The sequence below is a fragment of the Microbacterium sp. genome (assembly GCF_035687345.1).
Taxonomy (GTDB): domain Bacteria; phylum Actinomycetota; class Actinomycetes; order Actinomycetales; family Microbacteriaceae; genus Microbacterium.
In genome coordinates this window covers 32,453-57,292 of sequence record NZ_DASRXZ010000125.1, presented here as the reverse complement: position 1 = coordinate 57,292, position 24,840 = coordinate 32,453, and the positions used below count along the sequence as shown (strand labels likewise).

Below are 24,840 nucleotides of genomic sequence, written 5' to 3'. Positions count from 1 at the left end.
CTCACGCGCCGACTGTCTGCGGGGCGACGACCGGCTCTTCGGAGCGGGACTCGTCGATGATGACATGGCGGCTCTCACGCCCGAAAACGACGAGGACGACGAGGCTGATGGCGCACATGCCGATGAGGAACCAGACCACTCCGGTCACGTCGCCCCCGCCCGCGGCGAAGATCGTCGACGCGATCGCCGGAGTGAACCCCGCGCCGAGAAGCGCGGCGAGCTGGTAGCCGAGCGACGCGCCCGTGTAGCGCGAGGAGGTCGCGAAGTTCTCGGCGAGGAACGCGGCCATGGGCCCGAACATGAGGCTCTGGCACAGCGGAAGCGCCAAGATGAACGCGAGGTACACCGCCCAGGCCTGGGCCGTCGCGACGAGGGCGAACAGCGGGAAGGCGAGGACTCCGGTGAGAACGAGCCCGCCGAGCATGACGGGCTTGCGGCCGATCCGGTCGGACAGCGCCGCCGCCGCCGGAATCGTGAAGGCGGCGATCAGCTGCGACACCGCGAAGGCCCACAGCGCCGATGAGCGGTCGAACCCGCTCTCCACCGCGAACCCGACGGTGAAGGTCGAGAACATCGCCTGCAGCACGAACGACGACATCCCCACGAGTCCCACCGTGAGCAAGGCGCCCGGGCGACGGAACACCTGCGCGATCGGAACCTTCGGACGCCGCGCCTTCGTCGCCTCGGCGATCTGCAGGGCGGCGGTGAACACCGGGCTCTCCGAGACGCGCGAGCGGATGTACAGGCCGATCACCAGGAGTGCGCCGGAGAACAGGAAGGGGATGCGCCAGCCCCACGCGAGGAATTGATCCTGGGGCAGCAGCGCGAACAGCGCGAGCGCCGCCGTGCCGAGGAAGGCGCCGGCCGGACCGCCCGCGTTCGCGAACGACGCCGCGAAGCCGCGCTTCGACGTCGACGAGTGCTCCAGCGCCATCAGCGTCGCGCCGCCCCACTCTCCGCCGATCGCGATCCCCTGGACCATGCGAAGCAGCAGGAGCAGGAACGCCCCCCACACCTCGACGGGTGGGACGAGGCCGATGAGCATGCTCGCGACCCCCATCACGGTGAGCGAGACCATCAGCATGCGCTTGCGACCGATCCGGTCGCCGAAGTGGCCGAAGACGATCCCGCCGATCGGACGCGCGAGATACCCGGCGGCGAACGTCAGGTACGACGCGATCGTCGCCAGGAGGGGGTCCAGCGTCGAGAAGAACACCGGCCCGAACACGATCGCCGCAGCGGTCGCGTAGAGGATGAAGTCGTAGAACTCGATGGTCGAGCCGATGAAGCTCGAGGTGACGACACGTCGGATCTCCCTCGGATCCTTCGTCGCGTCAGCAGCGTTGGTGACGGTGGACATAACCCTCTCCCTACGAGATGAGTATCGCCCGGTCGGTCCGGGACGGATAGGTGTCGGCCTCACGGGGGGCGGGGTCGACGTGGTCGGTGCTCAGCGATGCGGCGAGTTCGGCCGCATCCGTGAGCCCCCAGCTCTCCAGCGCCGAGGCGACGGACTGGGAGCCGGGAGCGTGAGGACGGTGCGGAAGCGGCGCGGCGGCCTTGCTGAAGCGAGGCGCGGGAGCCGGCTCCCAGACGCCGTCGCGCGAGACGAACGTGCCGCGCGCGCGCAGGTGTGCGGACTCCGGCGCCTCCGTCATCGCGAGCACCGGCGCGACGCACGCGTCGGTGTCGTCGAAGACCGCGGCCCACTCGTCGCGGGTGCGCGTGCGGAAGCGCTCCGCGAGCACCTCGCGCAGCTCCGGCCAGCGACGGCGGTCCCACTGGGCGTCGCGCCACTCGGCGTCCAGCCCGACACCGGCGACGAGCTGTGCGAAGAACGGCGGTTCGAGCGCGGCGACGGCGACGTGGCGACCGTCGGCGGTCTCATACACGTCGACGAACGGCGCTCCGCCGTCGATGAGGTTGCTGCCGCGCTCATCGCGCCACGCCCCGCCCGCGAGGAGCGAGTACGGGGATGCCATGAGGTGGGAGACGCCGTCGACGATCGCGGCGTCCACGACCTGCCCCTCGCCGGAGCGCTGCACGTCCCAGAGCGCCGCGAGGACGCCCGCGACGAGGTACATGGCTCCCCCGCCGAAGTCGCCCACGAGGCTCAACGGCAGGTGCGGACGACCGTCCCGTTCGCCGATCGCGTGGAGCGCGCCGGTGCGGGCGATGTAGGTCGGGTCGTGCCCGGCACGCTGTGCGAGGGGTCCCGTCTGGCCCCACCCCGTCATACGGCCGACGACGAGGCGCGGATTCCGGTCGTGGAGCACGTCGGGACCGAGCCCCAGTCGCTCGAGGACGCCTGGGCGGTAGGAGTCGAGGAGGACGTCCGCCTCTTCGGCCAGCCGCAGGATCGCCGCCACGCCCGTCGACGACTTGAGGTCGACGGTGATCCGGTCCTTGCCGCGATGGAGTGTGTCGAGCGTCGGGTCGATCGGCATCTCGAAGGCGCCCCGCGCGCGATCGATGCGCAGCACACTCGCACCCTGATCGGCGAGGAACATCCCCGCGAACGGGACGGGGCCGATCCCGCCCAACTCGATGACCCGCAGTCCCGCCAGGGGCCCGACGCGGTTCGGCGCGGTCATCAGACGAGCACCAGTCGGGACTCGTCGCGCACGTGGCGGATCTCGCGGCCGGGCGTGCGGTTGGCGACGATGAACTCCTCGTTCAGATCGATGCCGTAGCCCGGTCCCTCGTTCGCGTAGAGGACGCCGTCGCGGAACACCGGCACCTGGCGCGCGATGTCCTGCGTGATCCGCTGCTCCGCGTTCTCGAACTGGTTGTTGATGATGAGCGGGCCGAGGTTCTCGTGCGTGAACTGCGAGGCCCACTGGTTCGACATCATGAGGTGCGCCGAGGGGCTCGCCTCGAGGCCGGACCCGATCATGCATCCGCTCATCACCGGCAGATCGGCCAGACGCGCGAGGGTGAGCCAGCGCTGCGCCTTGACCAGGCCGCCGGCCTTCTGGAGCTTGATGAACAGGCCGTCGGCGGCGCGCCGGTCGATGATCTCCTTGAGGTGGTGCAGCTCCTGAGCGGACTCGTCGGCGAAGATCGGCGTCCCGACGCGTTCGCGCAGGCGTGCCAGCCCCTCGATGTCCCAATGCGGCAGCGGCTGCTCGACGCAGTACAGGTTGTACGGGTCCATGCGGCGGATCGTGTGCAGCGCCTGGTCGTAGTTCCAGAATCCGTTGATGTCGATCACGAGGCGCATGTCGTCGCCGATCGCCTCGCGCACGGCGGCGACGTTGCGGACGTCCTCGTCCACGTCACCGCCGCTCTTGGTCTTGATGAGCGAGAAGCCCGCGGCGATCGCCGCCTGCGCCTGGGCGACGAGGTCCTCGGCGGACCCGGCGCCGGCGACCCAGCCCTGTTTCGACCCGTCGGTGGTCTTGCCGCCGAGGAGCTCGTAGACGGGCAGCCCCGCGACCTTTCCTTTGAGGTCGTGCAGCGCGAAGTCGACGAGGGCCTTGGCCTGGTTGTTGTCGCGGACGAACGTGTCCATCTGCCCGACGATCTTCTCGATCGCCAGCGGGTTCTGGCCGATGAGGAAGCGCGGCGCGATGTGCTGCTCGATCATGGCGGCGATCGAGTCGGGCGTCTCGCCGCGGTACCACGTCGAGGTGTCGCCGCTGTCGCCGATGCCGACGTGGCCGGTGTCGGTCGTGATGCGCAGGACGATGCTGTGGATGTGGGTGATCTCGGTCCCGGGCATATGGAACGCCTTCACGAGCGGAGTCGAGACGGGGATCAGTTCGACGTCGGTGATCTTCATGGTGGGCCTCCTTCGGCCGATGAGATGTCTGGGGGTCAGGCGCTGAGCGCCGCGGGCAGTTCGCCGATCACGCCGGTGGCGGCGAGGGCGTCGATGGCGTCGTCGCCGACGCCGGCTTCGCGGAGCACCTCGACGGTGTGCTCCCCGAGGAGCGGAGCGCGGCGCCGGATGGTGGCGGGGGTGCGGGTGAGCTTCGCGACGGGCCCCGTGATGCGCGTGGGTCGTCCCGTGCGCGGGTTCTCCACCACGGGCAGCATCCCGCGGACTTCGAAGTGCGGATCGGCGAAGATCGCCTCGGCGTCGAGCACCGGACCGAGCGGGACCTTCCCGCCGAGGATCTCGATGAGCTCGGCGACCGTGTGCCGGCCGGTCCATTCGCCGACGATCTCGTACACCTCGTCGCGATTGACCCAGCGCGCGTTGTCGGAGGAGAACCGTTCATCGTCGATGAGCTCGGGGCGTCCCATGAGGGCGCAGAGCTTGGCCCACTGGGCGTTGTGCGGGGCGCCCAGCGCGACCTCGCCGTCCTTGGCGCGGACGGTGTTGAACGGGGCGAATCCCTGCAACTGGTTTCCCATCGGATGCGGCGACACCCCCGTCGCCGCGTAGACGTTGACCGCGATCTCGGAGACGGCGAGGACGCTGTCGACCATGGCCGTGTCGACGTATTGCCCACGCCCCGAGCGCTGCGCCTCGAACAGGGCGGTGACGGTCCCGAGGGCTGCGAACAACGCGGGGACGCTGTCTCCGATGCCGGAGCCGACACGCACGGGAGGCCCGCCGTCGGGGCCGGTGATGCTCATGATCCCGCCCATCGCCTGCGCGACGACATCGAACGCCGGCCAGTGCGCGTATGGGCTCTCCCCGCCGCGGCGGTCGCCGAAGCCGCGGATCGACGTGTACACGAGACGCGGGTTGATCTCGGCGAGAACCTCGTACCCGAGCCCGAGTCGATCCATGACGCCGGCGCTGAAGTTCTCGACCAGGGCGTCAGCCTCGCGCACCAGCGTCAGCAGCACCCCCCTGCCTTCGTCGGACTTGAGGTCGAGCACGATCGAGCGCTTGTTCCGATTGGCGTTCTGGAAGACGTTCCCGTGGTCGTGCGTCTCGTCGTCCGGGGCGAACGGGCCGGTGCGGCGCAGCATGTCCCCGCGCGGCGGTTCGACCTTGATGACGTCGGCGCCGTAGTCGGCCAGCAGCGAGGTGCAGAACGGGCCGGCGAGCGCCTGCGTGAGGTCGATGACGCGGATGCCCGCGAGCGCGCCGTTCATCCGGTGTACTCCCGCCCGATCAGGGCGCGCGCGACGATGAGCTTCTGGATCTGCGGAGTGCCCTCGCCGATCTCGAGGCCGGAGACGTCGCGCAGCATGGACTGCAGCGGCATCTCCTCGGAGTACCCCGTGTGCCCGTGCGCGATGATGCAGTCGTGGATCGTCTGCAGCGAGACGTCCAGCGTCCACCACTTCACCATCGCGGCTTCCTTCGTGTACGGCTCCCCCGCATCGGCGAGCGACAGCGCGCGATAAGTGAGCCACCGCGCGGCCTCGAGCTTCGTCGCGGCCTCTGCGATCGGGAAGCTGACTCCCTGGTACGCGGCGATCGGCTTGCCGAAGGTGTGGCGGTCGCGCGTGTGCTGGATCGTGAGGTCGAGCGCTTTTCGTGCGACGCCGGTGCTCATGAATCCGATGACGGAGCGCGTGTAGTCGAACTCGCTCATGACCATCCGGAACGCCGCGCCGACCGCGCCGAGCACCTGGGTGTCGGGGACGAAGACGTCGTCGAGGAACACGGCGGAGCGGCCGAGGGGCTTCCAGCCCGGGTCGTCGAACGTCTGGATCTCGACGCCGGGCGAGTCGAGTGGCACGAGGAAGCAGGTGATGCCGCCCTTGCGGGGGTTCCCGTCCGCGTCTGTGTAGTCCTCAGCGCGTGCGAAGGTGATCATGCCCTTCGCGTGCGGCGCGAACGTGATCGAGGTCTTCTCGCCGGTGAGCTGCCACCCGCCGTCGACGCGGCGCGCGCGCATGCGCATGGCCGCCGCATCCGACCCGCTCCCGGGCTCCGTGAGTCCGAGTGCGACGATGTGCTCGCCGCGGACGATGCCGGGGACCCATTCGGCCGCGAGATCCGCGGGGAGGAATCGCTCGAGCAGCGGTGCGGTGAGGTTGGAGGTGTAGGCGATCTGGGCGAGGTAGAAGTTCGCGTAGGCGAGCTCCTCGTGCACGATGCCGAGGTGCACGCGGGTCAACTCGTCTCCGAGCCGTCCCATGCCACCGTGCTCCTCCGATGTGCCGAGGCCGAGCAGCCCCTGCTCGCCGAGCGCGCGGGCAAGCTCCCACGGGAAGCGGTCGCTGCGGGCGACGGGCAGGTACGAGTCGGCGTGCGGGGCGGCAGCGCCGCGCACCCAGGCGGCGAACTCCTCGTACTCCTCCCCGAGTTGGACGGGCGGGCGCAGAGCTGTGGCGACGGCGGACATGACGCCTCCTCTTCGAGACTTGGTCGGGGCATCTGGAATCGATGCGACCCAGCCATGCTCACCCGCGAGGACTAATCATGCCAAACAGAGATTTCATGACTTAAACCGCTGTTTTCCTGCGTTTACCCGGATCCGCGCGCGTTCCGCGCGACGAGGTCCGGCAGCCGCGCCCACAGTTCGTCGACCTGGCGGATGGTGTCGTCGATCGTCCCTGTCGTGTCGATCACGACGTCCGCGACGGCCAGACGCGCGCTGTCGTCGACCTGCGAAGCGACGCGGGCCGCGGCATCCGTCTCACTCATTCCACGGAACTCCACCAGCCTCCGCAGTCGCACGTCCGACGGCGCGTGGGCGACGACGATGAGCTCCCATGGGTCGTCGACGCGCGCCTCGACGAGCAGCGGCACGTCGTAGACGACGACCGCGTCCGGATCGGCGGCGAACGCTTCGTCGAACCGGCGCTGGGACTCGGTGCGCACGGCGGGGTGCACGATGCGGTTGAGGCATGCGATCGCGTCGTCGTCGCCGAACACGCGGGCGCCGAGCCCGGCTCGGTCCAGCGAGCCGTCCGGGCGGATGACATCCGCCCCGAACTCGCGCACGATCTCGTCGAGGACCGGAGAGCCTGGCTGCTGCACGTCGCGGACGATCGCGTCGGCGTCGACGACGACCGCCCCGTGCTCGGCGAGACGGGTGGCGATGGTGGACTTGCCCGAGGCGATCCCACCGGTGAGGGCGATGAGCGGCATGTCAACGAGGATGCCACGCCCGCGCATGCCAGGCGCGCCCGCAACCTTTGGGCGCTCCTGAGGAACGCCTGAGGAGCGCTTGAGCCGTGCGGACTAGTTTTTGGGGTACCCGAAAGAGAGACGGACTTCGGCACGAGCGGAGTCTGGGGAGGTCGTGAGATGCTCGAGCGGCGCCGGTCACAAGCGCTCTCGACTCACGCGGCCCTCTGCTCGTGCCGCACCGCCGCCGCCGAATTGCGACGCGGTGTCGGTCCTGATCCCATGCAAGGCGTCGGCGATGGTGCGGGGGCTCATGCGAAGCGCCGGAGGGCGATGCGGGTGGTGAGGGCGCACGCGGGGGGCGCGGCGCCCACCACTCGCAGCGGCAGGGCGAGCGACGGGGAGCGACTGGGGGCTCCCCCTCGCCGTCCTCCCGTCTCGCAGCGTCGACGCGATCGCTCTTCTGTCGACGCACACGGCCCCTCCCCATGCGGTGATTGAGATGCCCGGCGACCGCCGATTCGAGGCGGCGTTCTGGGATATCATGACCGACGTCAACGATCCGACGGCGGAAACGGCCGCGCCCGGGGGTGCTTCGATGGATCAGCAGCGCGTCGCGGTGGTGATCGAAGACGAGGAAGACATCCGCTCGCTCCTGAGCACAGTCCTCGCCAACGCGGGCTTCACCGTGCACGGCGCCGCGACCGGAGCGGAGGGCCTCCGCCTTGTCCGCGACCACGAGCCGCTCGTGACGACGCTCGACATCAACATGCCCGGCATGGACGGATTCGAGACCGCGAAGCGGATCCGCACGTTCAGTTCGACGTACATCGTGATGCTCAGCGCGCGCACCGAGGAGATCGACGCGCTCCAGGGTCTCGAGGCCGGCGCGGACGATTACATCGCCAAGCCGTTCCGTCCGCGCGAGCTGCGTGCGCGCATCGACGCCATGCTGCGCCGCCCTCGCCACCGCCTCGACGCGGCCCCGACCGCCGGGCCCGAGCCGAGCACCGACCCGCCGGCCGCTTCGGCATGGCTCGAGCACAAGGGCGTCCGGCTCAACCGCGACATGCGGATCGCGACGCTCAACGGCCAGGATCTGGAACTCACACGCAGCGAGTTCGACATCCTCGCCGATCTGCTCGCCGCCGGACGGCGCGTGCGCGGCAAGAGCGATCTCGCGCTCATGCTGCGCGGTGAGCGGTACACCGGGGTCGAGTACGTGAGCGACAGCGATGCGCGCGCGATCGAGGTCCACGTCGCGAACCTGAGGCGCAAGCTCGGCGAATCGCCTGCGAACCCGCAGTGGATCGAGACGGTCCGCGGAGTGGGCTACCGCCTCACGGCCTGACGCGCACCGCCCGCGACCCGCAGCGCGGCGTCAGCGCTCGTCGCCGACGAGCACCGATGTCTCGACGCTCGCCGCAGCCCGCCGTGCCGCCTCGCGCGCGACCCGAACGAGCGCCTCGGTGTCGTACCCCGACGTGTCGCTCAGGCTCACGCCCACACCGACGACGGGCAGCACTCCCCCGCCGACCTTGCCCAGGTCGTCGAACAGTCCCCGGTAGATGACCCCCGCGCTGCGACGCGCCGTCGCGGGCGAATCGGCGACCACCGCGACGAGCAGTCCTGTGGGGCCGTCCTCGCCGACCATCGCGTTCGACGGGGCGTGACGCCGCACGCCGGCACGCCACGCGTCGGTCACCGCTCGGGCGACCTCGCTGCCGAACGCCGTCGAGATCTGGTCGAGGTCCTCGACGCGGATCGCGATGACCCCCACGAGGTCGTTCCGCCACGCCGCACGCCTGCACACGTCCGTCAGGTCGCGCTCGAACACCGGGAGCGGCACGATCCCGTCCCTGCGCTCGCCGTGCGCGACCGGACCGTACCCGCGCACGGGTGCTCGCGACGCGCGTAGCACCGAGGTGACCACGACGGCCACGATCGTCAGGACGACGGTGAGCATCGCGGTGTTCGCGGTGCCGAAGACGCCCTGGAACAGTGCGCTCTCCGGACCCGCGACGAGGAATGCGCTCGTCCGCGCGATGAAGTAGATCGCCTGGAACGCGAGCACGGTCGCGAGCACCCAGGCCGTCCTGCTCTCGAGCAGTGCCCCGCGCAGGCACTCCGCCGCGCCCAGTCCCGCGAACACCACGAGCGCGAGGAACATCCACGTCGCACCCGCCCAGTCCCCGGCGACGGGGTCGAGGAAGGTCGAGAGGGCGGCGCCGGCGACCGCGAGCACGACGATCGCGGATGCGGCGACCATCCGCCGCCCGTTGAACGCCCGTGCGCCGAGCCACATGCATCCGGTCCCCGCGACGAACGCGGCGTTGCCCACGGCGACCGGCCATGAGACCCCTGGCATCTCGGTCCACAGGACGTACGCGATCGTCGTGAGCATCGCCGCGAGGAAGCCGATCGACCAGATGCGCCCGGCACCCTCGTCGCGCCGGATGATCGTCTCGACGATGAACAGCACGCCGCTCGTGTTGACCACGAGCGCCGTCATGACCATCACGCTGAACAGGTCCAGGTTCATTCCGTGCTTCCGCTCCCGCTCGATGCACCCTCGGCCGCGGACGCCGCCTGGGTCGCCGGCAGCTTGACCACGAAGGTGGAGCCGACGCCGGGTGAGCTGTGCAAGCCGATCTCGCCGCCGTGCGCGCGCACGATGTCGCGGCAGATGGCGAGCCCGAGGCCGGTGCCCGTCCCCCGCGGCGCCGACGCTCGATAGTAGCGGTGGAACAGCCGCGCGCGATCGCCCTCGCTGATCCCGACGCCCGTGTCGCGCACCAGCACCCACGTCGAGGTCCCGTCTGTCGTCGTGCCGAGGAAGACGGAGCCGCCGTCGCGGTTGTATGTGATGGCATTCGCGAGGAGGTTGTCGATCACCTGCCGCAGGCGCATGGGGTCGGCCCACACCATCGCGGGCTCGAGTCCGACGGTGTCGATCGTGATGGCGCGCGACTGGGCGCGCGGCAGCATCGCCTCGGCCGCGGCGCGAGCGATCTCGTCGGCGCTCACCTCGCGCGGTGAGACGGTGAGCTCGGCCGACGAGGGCGACGAGCTCGACGCGGCGAGGATGTCGCCGACGATCCCGAGCAGCCGCTCGGCGTTGCGCTCCGCGATCTCGAGTCCGCCGCGCACGCGTTCGGGCAGCTCCTCGTCGTCGAGTGCGAGGTCGAGGTAGCCGAGGATCGAGGTGAGCGGCGTCCGCAGCTCGTGCGACACGGATGCGACGAGGTCGTCGCGCGCGCGGAGCGCGGTGAGCTCGGCGGTGACGTCGCGCGAGATGACGACGGCCCCCGCATCCGCCCCCGACGTGTCGGTGAGCCGGCGTGCCGTGATGTTCAGCGCGCGGCGCGGCCCCGAGGGGTCGCCGAACCACACCACCTGACCGTCGAACGCCTCGCCGCGCAGCGCGCGCTCGAGGGGCAGCTCGCCCGGCGGCAGCAGTGTCTCACCGTCGTCGAGGTAGGCGGGCACCTCGTGCCCCTCGGGGTCGCCTGGGTCGGACAGGTCGGAGCGATCGCCCGCGCCGAGCGCGAGCTGCAGTCGGCCGTGTGCCTCGTTCGTCACGGCGACCTCGCCGTTGGGACCGATGCGGATGACGCCGAAGTCGACGGCGTCGAGCACCTCGGTGAGCTCCTGCTCCTGGCGTCTCGTGCGCTCGAGCACCCGGCGCAGCAGCTGCGCCTGCTTCGCGAGCAGCGTGCGCTGCGCGTCGGCGCGCCTCGCCGTGAGGAAGTTCGTCGCCGCGACCGCCAGCAGCACGAGCGGCAGCAGGAGCGTGGCGTAGCTGAGGTCCTCACCGCCGACGGGAAGCAGGATCGCGAGCATCGCCGCGATGCCGGCGACCGCGCCGCACAGTCCAAGCGTACCGAAACCCGCCGAGAGCCACGTCACCGGGAAGATCCACAGCAGCCCGAGCGGTGACCGCGGCGACGACAGCTGGATGAGGATGATGGCGACCATGTCGAGGGTCGGGATCATCGCGACCCAACCCGGCGCGAGACGGTTCCACGGTATGAGGAAGGTCGCACCCGTGAGCACGAGCACGAGGACGACCCCGAAGAAGAAGAGCGCGATCTCGCCGCCGAACGGTCCGAGGGCGACGATCACGGCGAGGATGAACACGACGGTCGCAAGCAGCAGCTGGTTGAGCACGGCTGCTCGTTCGCGCGTGCGGTCGGCGCCGCGATCGCTGAACGGTCGCACGCCCGAGTCGACCAGGTCGACCGGCGGCGCGACGTCGTCGTCTGCCACAGCCATACCGTGACGGTAACGGATACCGGGCGAGTGCGCCGTACGGCCGCGCATTTGATGAGACGGATGCCGCGGCATCCGCCTCATGGAAAGCGAAAGGGCCGGAACCCGAAGGTTCCGGCCCTTTCGTGGGATCTATCAGCGACCCGACAGCTTCTCGCGCAGAGCGGCGAGCGCCTCGTCGTCGGCGAGGGTGCCCTGCGGGCCGCTCTCCGACACGAAGGTCGACGGGCCCAGGTCGTTCGCGGCGGCCTCGGCCTCGAGGGCCTTGGCGACCTGCGCCTTGTGGGCCTCCCAGCGCGCGTGGGCCGCAGCGTACTCCTGCTCCCACTTCTCGCGCTGCTCGTCGAAGCCTTCCTTCCACTGGTTGGTCTCCGGGTCGAAGCCCTCGGGGTACTTGTACTCCCCGTTCTCGTCGTACTCCGTGACCATGCCGTAGAGGGCGGGGTCGAACTCGGTGCCGTACGGGTCGACCGAGTCGTTCGCCTGCTTGAGCGACAGCGAGATGCGGCGACGCTCGAGATCGATGTCGATGATCTTGACGAAGACCTCTTCGCCGACCGACACGACCTGCTCGGCGAGCTCGACGTGCTTGCCCGACAGCTCCGAGATGTGCACGAGGCCCTCGATGCCGTCCGCGACGCGAACGAACGCGCCGAACGGAACGAGCTTGGTGACCTTGCCCGGCGCGACCTGGCCGATCGCGTGCGTGCGGGCGAAGACCTGCCACGGGTCCTCCTGCGTCGCCTTCAGCGACAGCGAGACGCGCTCGCGGTCGAGGTCCACCTCGAGGATCTCGACGGTGACCTCCTGGCCGACCTCGACGACCTCGGATGCGTGCTCGATGTGCTTCCACGAGAGCTCGGAGACGTGCACGAGGCCGTCCACGCCGCCCAGGTCGACGAACGCACCGAAGTTGACGATCGACGAGACCGTGCCCTTGCGGACCTGGCCCTTGTGCAGGTTGTTGAGGAACGTGGTGCGCGACTCGGACTGCGTCTGCTCGAGAAGGGCACGACGCGACAGAACGACGTTGTTGCGGTTCTTGTCGAGCTCGAGGATCTTCGCCTCGATCTCCTGCCCGAGGTACGGGGTGAGGTCGCGGACGCGACGCAGCTCGATGAGCGAGGCGGGGAGGAAGCCGCGGAGGCCGATGTCGACGATGAGGCCGCCCTTGACGACCTCGATCACCTGACCGGTGACCACACCGTCGTTCTCCTTGATCTTCTCCACGTCGCCCCACGCGCGCTCGTACTGCGCGCGCTTCTTGGAGAGGATGAGGCGGCCTTCCTTGTCCTCCTTCTGGAGAACGAGCGCCTCGACCTCGTCGCCGACCTTGACGACCTCGTTGGGGTCGACGTCGTGCTTGATGGAGAGTTCGCGCGAGGGGATGACGCCCTCGGTCTTGTAGCCGACGTCGAGGAGGACCTCGTCGCGGTCGACCTTCACCACGGTGCCTTCGATGAGGTCGCCGTCGTTGAAGGACTTGATCGTCTTTTCGACCGCGGCCAGGAAGTCCTCGGCAGATCCGATGTCGTTGATCGCGACCTGCTTGGTGGCCGGGGCGGTCGTTGCGGTAGTCATGTAGTGGGTTGTCCTAGTTGGTTGTTGATCGGGCCCCGGCACGCGCCTTCCTTGTCTTCACGGTCGGAATCGACCGCATGAGCAAGGCGCAGCACACCGGAGCGGAGCGGATTGTTGTCGTGCGGTGCCACGTGGACCGGAGTCCGGGCGTGCGGAACGAGCCACACGTGTGACACTCCAGGGTATCAGAACGCCGTCGGCGGCTGTGATGTTCCCGTGAGGATCAGGCCCCCGTGCGAGGGAGGTCGATCGGCGCCGTCGTCGTACGGTCGGGGTCGAACGGCGGATACGGGCCCTCGCCCTCCCCGCGGAGCTCGGCGATGCGCTGCGCCTCGCGCAATTGCGCCGCCTCCAGCCAGCCCATCCTGCGCCAGCTGTCGTCCTGCGCGGGCGGAGAGGTCTCGGTCGACTCGGCCGGCGCGACGGTCACGGTCGGCTCCGCGGGCTTCGGCACCGGCATGGGTGTCGGCGCGCCGCCCTGCTGCGCCGCCGCGAGACCGCGGAGACCGGCCTGCTGGATGACGCGCTGGATCGTGAGACCGCGTCCGTCGGGGTCGCCGACGTACTTGATCTCGCGCAGACCCTGCTCCTGCGCGGCGGACTCGAAGATGAAGTGGCCGTAGCCCAGCATCCGTCCGATCAGCGGCTTGTGCACCGAGATGTCGAGGATTCGCGACAAGGGCATCGTCGCGATGCGCTGCGAGAGGATCCCGTGCACGCGGAACACGCGCATGTTGGTGATGACGAATCGGTCGACGTGCCGGTCGAGGATGCGCCACGCTCCGTGGACGATGATCGCGGCGCCTCCGAAGATCGGGATCCACCACACCTGCGGCGGCACGACGACCACGAACGCCATGACGACGATGCCGCCCAGCATCTCGAGGGCGGCCGAGACGAGAGCGGCCCAGTGCTTCTTCACCTCGTCGATCACGACCTCGCCGTGATCCGAGATGAGATGTTTCTGCGTCTTGGGGTCGAACAACCTCATCCGCCCGCGAGGCTGACGAAGAACTGTGTGACGGCGACACCCGCACCCCACACCGCGCCGACGGCGCCTTGCACCGCGTTCGCGGCGTCCTCCGGGCGGGTGACGAGGTAGAACACGGCGAACGCGATGACGAGCCCGATCACGATTCGCTTCACAAGCTTCACGGCACGGGGTCCCTTCGGTCGGCGAGATGTGGACGGTCCCCCCGGATCGTAACGGTGCAGTTCTACCGCAAAAAGGACCGGATGCGGCGCCGAACGCGCCGAAACGACGAAGTCAGCCCCCCGCGCGCTCCGCGCATACGACGCACCGAGTCGCGGTCGGCCGCGCTCGAAGGCGGCCCACCGGGATGGGCTTGCCGCAGTCCACGCACACGCCGAACTCGCCCGCCTCCCACCGGGAGAACGCCGCGTCGATGTCGTGCTGTTCACGGGCGATCTCGTCGCGAAGCCCGGCCAGGCGCGACCATTCGGCGGAGAGCGTGGCGCCCTCCGGGTCGTGCTCGTCGTCGGCCTGGTCGCCGCGACGATCGGCGCGCAGCTCCTCGAGATCCGCGTCGATGGCCGCCAGGCGCGCGGACGCGTCGGCCGCGAGCTCGTCCAGCAGCTTGCGCATCTCGGCCTCGCGCATCTCGACCTCCCCATGAGCCTCGATCGTTCGAGACTAGACCCGCCGCATCGGGTCGGGGCCGTCGGCGCCGCGGCGCGCCGGGTGCGGCATCCGCTTCTCACTCATCGCCGCACCGCGCACGGCGAGCCGTCACGGGTCGTAGCGTGGGCACATGCGCATGACCCAGTCGTTCCGTGCGACGAAGCGGGCGCCGCTCCTGCAGGTGGCCAAGTCCGCCGTCGCGACGGCGCTCGCGTGGATCGTCGCCGGTCTGCTCGTGCCCGGCCCGCCGCCTGTGTTCGCGGCGATCGCGGCCCTGCTGGTGGTCCAGCCCAGCCTCAACCAATCGTTCACCAAGGCGATCGAGCGCAGCGTCGGCGTGATCGTCGGCGTCGTCATCGCGTCGCTGCTCGGCCTCGCGTTCGGGTCGGCGTCGTGGGTCATCCTGCTCGCGACGGTCATCGCGCTCGCCGTCGCGTGGGCGCTGCGGATGACGTCCGGCACGACGAACCAGGTCGCGATCAGCGCCCTCCTCGTCCTCGCCCTCGGCACCGCGACACCCGGATACGCGATGAACCGCGTGCTCGAGACCCTCATCGGCGCGGTGATCGGCTTCGTCGTGAACATCCTCCTCGTGCCGCCTGTCGCGGTGGCTCCGGCCCGCGCGGACGCCCTGGGGCTCGGCGCGGCGGTCGCCGACTCACTGGAGCGCCTCGCACGCGCGCTCACGTCGGTGCAGACTCCCGCACAGCTCACGGAGCTCATGCTCGAGGCGCGCCTCATGCGGCCGATGGTGCGCAAGGCGGAGGCGGACATCGAAGCGGCGAGCGATTCGCTCACGCTCAATCCGCGGGCCAGGCGTTACCGCGCGGACCTCGCCGTCTCGCAGGCCCTCGTGGACCGCTACTCCCCCATCGTGACGCAGGTGATCGGGATGACCCGCGCCGTCGTGGACCGCTACGACCCTGGACTCGTCGACGAGCCCGCCGTCCACGCGATCGCCGACCAGCTGCGGCGAGCCGCCCACGACGTGCGGCTCGATCCGCAGCGCGCCGCCGCCGCTCCGGACGTGCGACCCGTGCCGCAGCCCGACGCGGCGGACACCGTCGACGAGGAGCCCGCACTGACCGCGCCGCTGACGATCGAGACGCCGTCCGCGGACCACTGGGTGCTGATCGGCTCGCTGCTCGAAGACCTGCGGCGCATCCACGAGTCTCTCGTCGAGCCGCCGACCGCTGCTACGGAGTCCGCTCCGTCACGACCACGGTGAACTCGAGCGGCTGGATCCCCCCGTCCTCGTTCGTCATCACAACGCCGGTCGAGCCGACCCCCACGGCGTTGATGCCCGGGTTGAACGTCGCCGTGTCGTCTTCGCGTCCCTGCGTGAACGTCGCAACGGACTCGTCGTCGATCTCAGCGGTGTAGCTGTCGACCGGGAGCGACCCCGTGTCGATGTTGAGCACCTGTCCCACGACGAGGTCGACGGTCTGCCCCTGCAGATCGTTCGCGCTCATCGTCACCGGTGCGATCACAGGCTCGTTCATCGCCGGGCTGCACGCACTCAGGACGAGCGCGGCGCTGACGGCGACGAGAGCGGAGAAGACTCGAACCGATCTCACGGTGGTCAGCATGGCACCGCACGGATGCCTCGTCCACCGCTCCTCCCCACCACGCACGCCTGTGGACAACTCAGCGGCGGCGCAGGAACCCGCGATTACGGTGTTCGTGTGCTGCCACGGATCGTCTCGGGCCTCGTCGCCCTCCTGCTGGCCGGCGCGTCGGCGACCGGATGCAGCGGCCAGCCCGCGCCGGACCCGTCGACGCCTTCGGCGCCGGCGTTCGCGAGCGACGAAGAGGCGTTCGCAGCGGCCGAGGAGACGTACCGGGCGTATGTCGATGCGTTGAACGAGGTGGATCTGAGCGATCCGGCGACGTTCGAGCCGGTGTTCGCGTGGACGACCGGCGAGGCGAACTCGGGGGCGCGCAGAGAATTCAGCGAAATGCACGCCAACGTGTGGACCGTGACCGGAGAAACGCGGGTTGCCCTCGTTGCTCCCCACGAGACATCCGAAAGCGGGACGTCGCTCGATGTATGCCTCGATGTCTCAGATGTCGCCGTCGTCGACGCGAACGGACAATCGGTCGTTAGTCCGGATCGGCGCAATATCCAGTCGATGCGGGTCGTACTCACGGCGGGGTCAGCGTCGCCGACGGGTCTCTTGATCGCAGACATTGATGGGCGAGAAGGGCAGCCTCAATGCAACGGCTGACCGGGTGGCGGCTGATGGCCTCCGGCACGGTGGTTGGCATTTTCGTCGCGCTCACGGCCTCGATCCCAGCTATGGCCGACAAGTGTGATGGTGCCGCCTGGACCGGCAATTGCGACATGACGAACCGCGGCGAGACGGTCGACATCACAGGAACCACAAACCGCGGCGGCTCGTCCGCGCACGACCCGGCGGAAGCGCCTGTGGATCAATCCGCTCCCCCCACTGCACCCGACGACTGCGCCACCGCCACGGTCTGCCGCGAAATGCCGTACGAGATCGTCTCGGTCCCCGACGTCACGATCGAAGACCTCGTGTCGTTCCGTCCCGCAGCCCCGACGCTCACCGGCGAGCCGCTCGGGTTCGGTGTCGTCGGGCTGCCGGCGAACGTGATGGCCGCGGCATCCGAACAGCGCCTGAGCGGCGAGCTCCTGGGCTGGGACGTGACCGTCCGCTTCCGTCCCGCGGGGTACGTCTTCGACTACGGCGACGGCACGACCGTCCGCACGGCGACGGGCGGCGCGGCGTGGGCGGCGACGGGTCAGCCGCAGTTCACGCCGACGGCGACGAGTCACACGTACCGCGCACGCGGCACGTACGCGGTCTCGGCGCGCGTGCTGTATTCGGCGGCCGTCGACTTCGGGTCGGGGGTCTGGCGACCCGTGTCGGGCTACGTCACAGCCGACTCCGGCGCCTACCTGATCGAGGTGCTCGAGGCCCGCACCGCGCTCGTCGACCGCACGTGCGCGGAAGACCCTCGCGGTCCCGGCTGCTGACGCTCCCTGCGGCGATCGGGCGCGACCGGTAGAATCGGCCCGTTCCCACACTCAGGCACGCTCACACAGTGCCGCATATATCGCCTTAGGAGACCCCATGGCCGACGCCCAGATTCCAGACAAGCCCGCCCTCGAGGGTCTCGAGAAGAAGTGGGACGCGAAGTGGCGCGAGCAGGGCACTTACCTGTTCGACCGCGCACGAGCCGTCGAGGTCGGCCGCGCCGGCATCTACTCGGTCGACACTCCCCCGCCGACGGCATCCGGAACCCTCCACATCGGCCACGTCTTCAGCTACACGCACACCGACGTGAAGGTGCGCTTCGAGCGCATGAGCGGCAAGACCGTGTTCTACCCGATGGGCTGGGACGACAACGGCCTGCCCACCGAGCGCCGCGTGCAGAACTACTACGGCGTGCGCTGCGACCCGTCGCTGCCCTACGACCCCGACTTCACGCCGCCGTTCGAGGGCGGTGAGAACAAGAGCAGCAAGGCCGCCGACCAGGTTCCGATCAGCCGCCGCAACTTCATCGAGCTGTGCGAGAAGCTCACCGTCGAAGACGAGAAGCACTTCGAGGCGCTGTGGCGCGACCTCGGCCTGAGCGTCGACTGGACCCAGACTTACCGCACGATCTCCGACGAGACGATCCGCACGAGCCAGCTCGCGTTCCTGCGCAACCTCGAGCGCGGCGAGGCATACCAGGACCTCGCCCCCACAATGTGGGACATCGACTTCCGCACCGCGATCGCGCAGGCCGAACTCGAAGAGCGCGAGCAGCCCGCCGCGTTCCACCGCGTCGCGTTCCACCGCACCGACGGCCAGGGCGACGTGCACATCGAGACGACGCGTCCCGAACTGCTCGCCGCGTGCGTCGCCCTCGTGGCTCATCCCGACGACGAGCGCTTCCAGCCGCTGTTCGGCACGACCGTCCGCACGCCGCTCTTCGACGTCGAGGTGCCGGTGCTGGCGCATCCGCTCGCCCAGCCCGACAAGGGCTCCGGCATCGCCATGATCTGCACCTTCGGCGACGTGACCGACATCGTGTGGTGGCGTGAGCTGAACCTGCCGAACCGCACGATCCTCGGTCTCGACGGACGCGTCATCGCCGACCCGCCCGACGCGATCACGTCGGACGCCGGCCGCGCCGCGTACGCCGAGCTCTCGGGCAAGACCGTGTTCAGCGCCAAGAAGCGCATCGTCGAGCTCCTCCGCGAGTCCGGCGAGCTCATCGGCGACCCGAAGCCGTTCACACACGTCGTGAAGTTCTACGAGAAGGGCGATCGCCCGATGGAGATCGTCTCGACGCGCCAGTGGTACATCCGCAACGGCGCGCGCGACGAAGAGCTGCGCGACAAGCTCATCGAGCTCGGCCGAGGAATGGCGTGGCATCCGGATTTCATGCGGGTGCGCTTCGAGAACTGGACGAACGGCCTCACCGGCGACTGGCTCGTGTCGCGGCAGCGCTTCTTCGGCGTGCCGATCCCCGTCTGGTACGCGCTCGACGAGAACGGTGAGCGCGACTACGACCGCGTGCTCGTGCCGGATGCCTCGCAGCTCCCCGTGGACCCGAGCACCGATGTCCCGCCCGGGTACACCGAAGACCAGCGCGGCAAGCCGGGAGGCTTCGACGGCGAGCGCGACATCTTCGACACGTGGGCGACGTCGTCGCTCACGCCGCAGCTCGCCGGCGGCTGGGAGCGCGACCCCGAGCTGTGGAACCTCGTCGCACCGTTCGACGTGCGCCCGCAGGGTCAGGACATCATCCGCACGTGGCTGTTCTCGACCATGCTGCGCAGCGCACTCGAGGACGGCCGCGCGCCGTGGACGGATGCCGCCATCTCGGGCTTCATCGTCGACCCCGACCGCAAGAAGATGTCGAAGTCGAAGGGCAACGTCGTCACGCCCGCCGACATCCTCGCGCAGCACGGGTCCGACGCCGTCCGCTATTGGGCGGCCTCGAGCCGCCTCGGCGCCGACGCGGCGTTCGACCCGCAGAACCCGACGCAGGTGAAGATCGGCCGTCGCCTCGCGATCAAGGTGCTCAACGCGGCGAAGTTCGTGCTGTCGTTCCCCGTGCCCGAGGGCGCCGAGATCACCCACGCGCTCGACGCGTCGATGCTCGCAACGCTCGACGACGTCATCCGGCAGGCGACGAAGGCCTTCCAGGCCTACGACCACGCTCGTGCGCTCGAAGTCACCGAGGCGTTCTTCTGGACGTTCTGCGACGACTACCTCGAGCTCGTGAAGGAGCGCGCGTACGACCGCACCGACGTCGGCCAGCCCTCGGCCGCGCTCGCGCTGCGCCTCGCGCTCTCGACGTTGCTGCGCCTGCTCGCGCCCGTGCTCGCGTTCGCGGCAGAAGAGGCGTGGTCGTGGTTCAACGAGGGCTCCGTGCACACCGCTTCGTGGCCCGAGCCGCTCGGCATCGAGGGCGACCCGGCCGTGCTCGCCGCGGTGAGCGAGGCGCTCATCGGCATCCGTCGCGCGAAGACCGAGGCGAAGGCCTCGCAGAAGACGCCCGTCGCCCGCCTCACGATCTCGGCGCCCGCCGCGGCCGTCGCCTCGCTGAAGGCCGCCGAAGGCGACCTCAAGGCCGTCGGTCGGATCGACGAGCTCACCTTCGCGGATGCCGAGGCCGTCACGGTCTCCGACATCGAACTCGTCCCGCAGGAGGCCTGACATGCAGCTCGGCACACGGTGGACCTCGGGCGACGAACCGCCGAAGGGTGTTCCGGAGGCGCTCGTGCGCGGCATCCGGTCGGTCGACGCGTCGATCCCCGGTGACGAGCTCGGTCAGCCGCGTCCGCGGTGGACGCTGACGTGGCTCGAGGGCAAGCCCATCGCGGAGCTCGACACGGGAGTCATCGTGACGCTCGACGAGAACGGCGAACCGGTCGCGCAGAACGACCCGGAGGCCGGATTCGGGTGACACGTGCGAAGGGGGCGGCGCCGCACATGCGGCCCGCCCCCTTCGTCAAGCGGTCAGAGGTGCTCGACACCGGCTTCGGCGCCCGCCTTGCGCGTGCCCACGATCAACAGGCGAGAGCCGACGAGCGCGGCGAGCACGATCACGCCGCCGCCGACGACGAACGGCAGACGGAGGTCGATGCGGGACACGAGCCCGCCGATGATCGTCGCGATCGGGAAGAGCCCCCACGTCAGCATCCGGATGATGCCGAGCACACGACCGAACAGGTGCGGAGGCACGATCTGCTGCCGCAGCGCTCCCCACGGCACGTTCCAGATCGAGACCGACATCGCGCCGACCGCGTACGCGACACACGCCGTCGCGACTTCGGGAGCGAGTCCCGTCAGCAGCAGCCCGATTCCCGCGCCGAGGTTGGCGGCGAGCATGACGGGGCCGCGCCCGAACCGCTCGACCAGGCGCGACGCGACGAGCGAGCCCAGGAGCGCGCCGACGCCGATCGACGCCGTGACGAATCCGATCGCGGCGGGCACGACGTGCATCACGTCGAGGAAGTAGAGGATGATCGCGGCCTGCGAGAACGTGAGCGCGCTTCCGACGAGGGACGTGAACACCACCATCGTGCGGAGGTAGCGCTGGTGCCACAGGTACGAGATCGCCTCGCGGGCGGACACCTTCGACGGCGACGGAGGCACGGCCACGGGCTCGGCCACCGCCCCGGCGGCGACGTCGGGGGCATCCGCATCGGACACGACGTCCGGCTCGCGCAGCGGACGCGCGGCCGAGAGCGGGAGCAGGAGGGCGAGCACGATCGGCACGAGGTAACCCGCCGACCCCACCCACAGCGGCAGCGCGAGCGACGCCGCGAACAGCAGACCCGCGATCGGCTGCGACACGAACGAGTCGATCGTGATCTGCGCCGCCTGCATGCGCCCGTTCGCGCGGTCGAGCTGCGGCCGCGTCACGACACCCGGAATCACCGCGTTCGTCGCATTGTCGAAGAGCGTCTCGCCGAGCCCGAACACGAGCGTGCCGAGGAACAGGGCCCACAGGTCGAGCGCCCCCGTCACCGTGAGGACGGCGAGCCACAGGGCGACGCCTCCGCGGATGCCGTTGGCGACCGCCATGATGATGCGCCGGTCGAAGCGGTCGACGATCATGCCGGCCGGAAGACCGAAGACGAGCCAGGGCAGGAAGGCGAGCGCGGTGATGACCGAGATCGCGAGCGGATCGCGCGTCAGCGTCGTGGCGATGAGCGGAACCGCCGTGCGACCGAGGCCGTCAGCGAGGTTGCTGAACGCGGCCGCGGTCCACAGCTTGCCGAAGTCGCGGCCGAGCGGGGCCCTGCTCCCCCGCTCGGCCGCTCCTTCGGACGACTTCGGCTCCGCGGTGTCGACGGCGTCGCTCATCAGCGGAGCAATCCGGCCGCGCCGAGCGCCTCGGCGCTGCGGCGAGCGTCGACGTAGCGCTCCTGCGCCGTCGCTGCGGCACGGGCGGCGGACATCGCGCGGCGCTCGAGGCGGTGCGCGACGAAGGACTCGACGGCGGCCGTGACGCGGAGCAGCGTGCGCTCGAAACGCGTCGTCGACACGCGGGAGTGTGAGAATCGCGGTGCGGAGATGGTGGTCATGACTCTTCTCCAAGTTCTGGAAGCGGGAAGACGTCGGCACGGATGGTGACGGGGCGGACGTCGTCGCCGGTCTGGTTGCGGTGCTTTTCCACGGCCTCATCGATCACGGCCATGATCTTGTGCGACAGCTCCGCGCTCTGCGCGGGCGTGAGACGGGCGTGAGCGGTGGAGATCATGCTCGACTCCTGCCACTCGGGGTCTTCCGCCATGAGGCCGCCATGGATGAAGCGCATGAGCTGCTCCTGACGGAGGTGGAAGAACTCGTTCATGACGAGCTGCGTCGCGGCGCGTCCGGCCGGCGACTTCATCGCGTCGGGGTTCGCGAACGACACACCGCCGACGGGTCGCTGCCACCAGCGCTCGCGCGCGTTGCCGCGACCCTCGACCTCTTCGATCAGATCGTGCTTCGCGAGGGCGCGCAGGTGGTAGCTGGTCGATCCCGTCGACTCACCGAGCCGCTCGGCCAATGAGCTGGCGGTCTGCGGACCGTACTGACTCAGGATGTCGTAGATCCGCACCCGCATCGGATGCGCCAGCGCCCGAAGCGCGCCGGTGTCGAGCACGCGGTCGTCGCGGTGGTGTGCCAAGACGGCGGACTCCTTTTCGGCGTCGTCCCGACCGTCTTCGCGGATCTCCTCGTCCATGTCTCCAAAGATACTCTTGCAAACCCTTCTTTGCAAGCACTTCTTTGCAATTGCTCTTTTGCAAAGGAATGGCGGCATCGGATGCGCCGTCACTAGGCTGGGCGTATGGCGACCGAGAACCCACTGCTCTCCCCCAGCACGCTTCCCTACGGACTCCCCGACTATCCCTCGATCAAGCCCGAGCACTATCTCCCCGCGTTCGAAGAGGCTTTCGCGCTCCACAAGGCCGAGGTCGCCCGGATCACGCAGAACGAGGAGGAGCCGACCTTCGAGAACACGCTCCTGGCGCTCGAGGAGAGCGGCCGGCTGCTCGGCGACCTCTCCCGCACCTTCTACACGGTGTCGTCCGCCGACGCGACCGACGAGATCCAGCGCATCGAAGAGACGCTGGCACCGCTCATGGCCGCCCACGAGGACTCGATCCAGCTCGACAGCGCGCTTTTCAGCCGCATCCGCACCCTCTACGAGAAGGCGGACGAACTCGAGCTCGACGAGGAGCAGCGATACCTCCTCGAACGCCGCCACACCGAGATGTCACATGCCGGCGCAGGTCTCGACGAGACCGCGAAGGCGCGGCTCACCGAGCTCAACCAGCGCCTTTCGACGCTCACGACTCAATTCGAGAAGAACCTCCTCGCCGACACGAACGAGCTCGCCGTCGTGTTCGACGACGCGGCGGAGCTCGACGGGCTGACCGAGGGCGAGCTCTCAGCCGCGGCGCAGGCGGCCGCCGACCGCGGCCTCGAGGGCAAGTACGTCGTGACGTTGACGCTGTTCACGGGGCATCCGTATCTCTCGACGCTCACGCGCCGTGAGAGCCGCAAGCGCATCATGGACGCGTCGCGTGCCCGCGGGTCACGCGGCAACGAGCACGACAACCGCGGCGTGCTGCTGGAGATCGTGCGGCTGCGCGCGGAGCGCGCCGAGCTGCTCGGCTATCCCTCGCACGCGGCGTACGTGACCAGCGATGAGACGGCGGGCTCCCCCGAGGCCGTGCACTCGCTGCTGCGCCGGCTCGCCGCTCCGGCGCGGCGCAACGCGGAGCGCGAGCGCGAAGCGCTGCAGGCGATCATCGACGCCGAGTCCGAGCCGTTCCCGCTCGAGGCGCACGACTGGGCGTTCTACACCGAGAAGGTGCGTGCCGCGCAGTACGACCTCGACACGACGGCCCTGCGCCCGTGGTTCGAGGCGGAGCGCGTGCTGAAGGACGGGGTGTTCCGGGCCGCGACCGACCTGTACGGCATCACTTTCACCGAGCGGGACGACCTGCCGGCGTACCACCCGGATGCGCGCGTGTTCGAGGTGTTCAATGCCGACGGGTCCGCGCTCGGCCTCTACATCCTCGACCTCTACACACGCGACACGAAGCGCGGTGGTGCGTGGATGAACTCGATCGTGCCGCAGTCCCGCCTCCGCGGGACGAGTCCGGTCGTCGTCAACAACCTCAACGTGCCCAAGCCTGCACCGGGCCGGCCGACGCTGCTCACGCTCGACGAGGTGACGACGCTGTTCCACGAGTTCGGCCACGCGCTGCACGGTCTGTTCGCGACGGTGACCTACCCGCACTTCGCCGGCACGAACGTGTTCCGCGACTTCGTCGAGTTCCCGAGCCAGGTGAACGAGATGTGGATCTACTGGCCCGAGATCCTCGACTCGTACGCGCGGCACGTCGAGACCGGTGAGAAACTGCCGGATGGCGTGGTCGAGAAGCTGCGCGCGACGGAGAGCTTCAACCAGGGCTTCGCCACCAGCGAGTACCTCGCCGCGGCCTGGCTCGACCAGGCGTGGCACTCGCTTTCGCGCGAAGAGGCGTCTCGCGACATCGATGTGGCGGAGTTCGAGGCATCCGCCCTCGCCGACATCGGACTCGACAACCCGGTCGTGCCGACCCGCTACTCGTCGACGTACTTCGCGCACGTCTTCTCGGGCGGCTACAGCGCCGGCTACTACTCGTACATCTGGAGCGAGGTGCTCGACGCCGACACGGTCGAGTGGTTCCGCGAGAACGGCGGGCTGCGCCGGGAGAACGGCGACCGGTTCCGGGAGCGGCTCCTCGGCGTGGGCGGCTCGAAGGACCCGCTCGCCGCGTACCGGGACTTCCGCGGGCGCGACGCCGAGATCCAGCCGCTGCTCGAACGGCGCGGGCTCGTCGCCTGATCCG

The 24,840-nt window shown here is 69.5% G+C and carries 23 protein-coding genes; 7 read left to right on the top strand and 16 right to left on the bottom strand.

What is annotated here, in order from left to right:
* Position 1: 1 nt before the first annotated feature.
* The 6 genes from VFF97_RS14525 to coaE all read right to left on the bottom strand — a co-directional run bounded on the left by VFF97_RS14525 (position 2) and on the right by coaE (position 7,006).
* A complete protein-coding gene (locus VFF97_RS14525; protein WP_325034210.1) occupies positions 2-1,360 on the bottom strand; it encodes an MFS transporter in 1,359 nt (452 codons plus the stop codon).
* Positions 1,361-1,370: 10 nt separating this feature from the next.
* Positions 1,371-2,594 (bottom strand): CaiB/BaiF CoA-transferase family protein, encoded by a 1,224-nt coding sequence (locus tag VFF97_RS14520; protein ID WP_325034209.1) that lies wholly within the window; start codon positions 2,592-2,594, stop codon positions 1,371-1,373.
* The gene (locus VFF97_RS14515; RefSeq protein WP_325034208.1) at positions 2,594-3,784 is read right to left on the bottom strand and encodes a mandelate racemase/muconate lactonizing enzyme family protein; all 1,191 of its coding nucleotides are present in this window, start codon (positions 3,782-3,784) and stop codon (positions 2,594-2,596) included. The genes VFF97_RS14520 and VFF97_RS14515 overlap by 1 nt, the downstream gene beginning before the upstream one ends.
* A gap of 35 nt (positions 3,785-3,819) precedes the next feature.
* On the bottom strand, positions 3,820-5,055 hold the full coding sequence (locus VFF97_RS14510) for a CoA transferase (protein ID WP_325034207.1): 1,236 nt from the start codon (positions 5,053-5,055) through the stop codon (positions 3,820-3,822).
* Positions 5,052-6,257 (bottom strand): acyl-CoA dehydrogenase family protein, encoded by a 1,206-nt coding sequence (locus VFF97_RS14505; RefSeq protein WP_325034206.1) that lies wholly within the window; start codon positions 6,255-6,257, stop codon positions 5,052-5,054. The genes VFF97_RS14510 and VFF97_RS14505 overlap by 4 nt, the downstream gene beginning before the upstream one ends.
* A 122-nt stretch (positions 6,258-6,379) precedes the next feature.
* Complete coding sequence (gene coaE, locus VFF97_RS14500; protein ID WP_325034205.1) at positions 6,380-7,006, bottom strand: dephospho-CoA kinase; 627 nt, start codon at positions 7,004-7,006, stop codon at positions 6,380-6,382.
* 577 nt (positions 7,007-7,583) lie between these two features.
* On the opposite strand from coaE, the gene VFF97_RS14495 reads away from it, so the two are divergent.
* Positions 7,584-8,336: a response regulator transcription factor gene (locus VFF97_RS14495; protein WP_325034204.1), complete on the top strand. Its 753-nt coding sequence runs from the start codon at positions 7,584-7,586 to the stop codon at positions 8,334-8,336.
* 30 nt (positions 8,337-8,366) lie between these two features.
* Here VFF97_RS14495 and VFF97_RS14490 read toward each other — a convergent pair whose 3' ends face one another.
* From VFF97_RS14490 to VFF97_RS14465, 6 genes are all read right to left on the bottom strand, one after another.
* Positions 8,367-9,527: a hypothetical protein gene (locus VFF97_RS14490; protein ID WP_325034203.1), complete on the bottom strand. Its 1,161-nt coding sequence runs from the start codon at positions 9,525-9,527 to the stop codon at positions 8,367-8,369.
* Positions 9,524-11,260, bottom strand: a complete 1,737-nt coding sequence (locus tag VFF97_RS14485; protein WP_325034202.1) for a sensor histidine kinase — start codon at positions 11,258-11,260, stop codon at positions 9,524-9,526. Before VFF97_RS14485 ends, VFF97_RS14490 begins: the two co-directional genes overlap by 4 nt.
* 132 nt (positions 11,261-11,392) lie before the next feature.
* Positions 11,393-12,838 (bottom strand): 30S ribosomal protein S1, encoded by a 1,446-nt coding sequence (gene rpsA, locus VFF97_RS14480; RefSeq protein WP_325034201.1) that lies wholly within the window; start codon positions 12,836-12,838, stop codon positions 11,393-11,395.
* A gap of 223 nt (positions 12,839-13,061) precedes the next feature.
* Positions 13,062-13,829 (bottom strand): PH domain-containing protein, encoded by a 768-nt coding sequence (locus VFF97_RS14475; RefSeq protein ID WP_325034200.1) that lies wholly within the window; start codon positions 13,827-13,829, stop codon positions 13,062-13,064.
* Entirely contained in the window at positions 13,826-13,993 is a 168-nt protein-coding gene (locus VFF97_RS14470) for a hypothetical protein (RefSeq protein ID WP_325034199.1), read from the bottom strand. The genes VFF97_RS14475 and VFF97_RS14470 overlap by 4 nt, the downstream gene beginning before the upstream one ends.
* A gap of 112 nt (positions 13,994-14,105) precedes the next feature.
* Positions 14,106-14,459 carry a TraR/DksA family transcriptional regulator gene (locus tag VFF97_RS14465; protein ID WP_325034198.1) on the bottom strand — a complete coding sequence of 118 codons (354 nt, stop codon included), beginning with the start codon at positions 14,457-14,459 and terminating at the stop codon, positions 14,106-14,108.
* Between the two features lie 151 nt (positions 14,460-14,610).
* Between VFF97_RS14465 and VFF97_RS14460 the strand changes: the two genes are divergently transcribed.
* Complete coding sequence (locus tag VFF97_RS14460) at positions 14,611-15,708, top strand: FUSC family protein (protein ID WP_325034197.1); 1,098 nt, start codon at positions 14,611-14,613, stop codon at positions 15,706-15,708.
* Here the strand turns inward: VFF97_RS14460 and VFF97_RS14455 are convergent.
* Complete coding sequence (locus VFF97_RS14455; protein ID WP_325034196.1) at positions 15,677-16,057, bottom strand: hypothetical protein; 381 nt, start codon at positions 16,055-16,057, stop codon at positions 15,677-15,679. The genes VFF97_RS14460 and VFF97_RS14455 overlap by 32 nt on opposite strands.
* A 108-nt stretch (positions 16,058-16,165) precedes the next feature.
* Here VFF97_RS14455 and VFF97_RS14450 point away from each other — a divergent pair, with 108 nt between their 5' ends.
* From VFF97_RS14450 to VFF97_RS14435, 4 genes are all read left to right on the top strand, one after another.
* Positions 16,166-16,708 (top strand): hypothetical protein, encoded by a 543-nt coding sequence (locus VFF97_RS14450; protein ID WP_325034195.1) that lies wholly within the window; start codon positions 16,166-16,168, stop codon positions 16,706-16,708.
* A gap of 116 nt (positions 16,709-16,824) precedes the next feature.
* Positions 16,825-17,481: a hypothetical protein gene (locus VFF97_RS14445; RefSeq protein ID WP_325034194.1), complete on the top strand. Its 657-nt coding sequence runs from the start codon at positions 16,825-16,827 to the stop codon at positions 17,479-17,481.
* Positions 17,482-17,578: 97 nt separating this feature from the next.
* Complete coding sequence (gene valS, locus VFF97_RS14440; RefSeq protein ID WP_325034193.1) at positions 17,579-20,158, top strand: valine--tRNA ligase; 2,580 nt, start codon at positions 17,579-17,581, stop codon at positions 20,156-20,158.
* 1 nt (position 20,159) lies between these two features.
* Positions 20,160-20,408, top strand: a complete 249-nt coding sequence (locus VFF97_RS14435; RefSeq protein ID WP_325034192.1) for a hypothetical protein — start codon at positions 20,160-20,162, stop codon at positions 20,406-20,408.
* A 53-nt stretch (positions 20,409-20,461) separates the two neighbouring features.
* On the opposite strand, the gene VFF97_RS14430 is transcribed toward VFF97_RS14435, so the two are convergent.
* Genes VFF97_RS14430 through VFF97_RS14420 form a run of 3 tightly spaced genes read right to left on the bottom strand, consistent with a single transcriptional unit; the run spans position 20,462 to position 22,679 of the window.
* On the bottom strand, positions 20,462-21,814 hold the full coding sequence (locus VFF97_RS14430) for an MFS transporter (RefSeq protein ID WP_325034191.1): 1,353 nt from the start codon (positions 21,812-21,814) through the stop codon (positions 20,462-20,464).
* Entirely contained in the window at positions 21,814-22,035 is a 222-nt protein-coding gene (locus tag VFF97_RS14425) for a hypothetical protein (RefSeq protein ID WP_325034190.1), read from the bottom strand. The genes VFF97_RS14430 and VFF97_RS14425 overlap by 1 nt, the downstream gene beginning before the upstream one ends.
* Entirely contained in the window at positions 22,032-22,679 is a 648-nt protein-coding gene (locus VFF97_RS14420; RefSeq protein WP_325034189.1) for a helix-turn-helix domain-containing protein, read from the bottom strand. The genes VFF97_RS14425 and VFF97_RS14420 overlap by 4 nt, the downstream gene beginning before the upstream one ends.
* Before the next feature lie 105 nt (positions 22,680-22,784).
* On the opposite strand from VFF97_RS14420, the gene VFF97_RS14415 reads away from it, so the two are divergent.
* On the top strand, positions 22,785-24,836 hold the full coding sequence (locus tag VFF97_RS14415; RefSeq protein ID WP_325034188.1) for a M3 family metallopeptidase: 2,052 nt from the start codon (positions 22,785-22,787) through the stop codon (positions 24,834-24,836).
* The last annotated feature ends 4 nt before the right edge of the window (positions 24,837-24,840 follow it).